At 65.1% G+C, this 688-nt stretch carries 1 protein-coding gene; it reads left to right on the forward strand.

The features are described from left to right. The coding region (locus FK530_RS24550) for an SCO6880 family protein (protein WP_331456376.1) at window positions 1-688 on the forward strand (688 nt) is incomplete at both ends.

Genomic DNA, 688 nt, shown 5'->3' on the forward strand with positions numbered 1-688 from the left:
CCTATGGTCGCCCGTTCGCTCTGCTCTACACGCCGGCCACATCCTCTTTCTCGGTCGTGATCGGCACGGAACCTGATGGTGCCGCTCTGGTCGACCAGGAGCAGATCGACGTGTGGGTAGCCGACTGGGGTCACTGGCTGGCGAACCTGGGAGACGAGCCCGGCATCGAGGCGGCATCGGTCACGATCGAAACCGCGCCGGATTCAGGCACGCGGCTGCGTCGCGAGGTCGAGATGAACATCGACGACAACGCTCCTGATTTCGCTCAAGAGATGTTGCGTGAAGTGGTCGCCCGCTACCCGTCAGGATCGTCGACGGTGAAGGCATCCGTCGCCATCACGTTCAACGCCTCCCACCGGTCGGGCAGTAGGAAGCGCAAGGCTGAGGAGATGGCTCGTGAGCTTGCTGCTCGGCTGCCCGGTCTGACGGCCGGATTGCAGGCAACGGGCGCGGGGGCTGCGCATCCTCTGTCCGCACAAGAGCTGTGCGAGGCTATCCGCATCGCCTATGACCCTGCTGCCGCGGTACTCATTGACGAGGCGCACGCTGTCGGCGAGACGCCCGAGCTGACTTGGCCCGATGTAGGCCCATCGGCTGCTCAGGCGTCCTGGGGAGGCTACCGACACGATTCCGCCTACTCGTGCACGTGGGCGATGACGTCAGCTACGCGCGGCAACGTCCAGTCGGG

The organism is Tsukamurella conjunctivitidis (assembly GCF_007858475.1).
Taxonomy (GTDB): Bacteria; Actinomycetota; Actinomycetes; order Mycobacteriales; family Mycobacteriaceae; genus Tsukamurella; species Tsukamurella conjunctivitidis.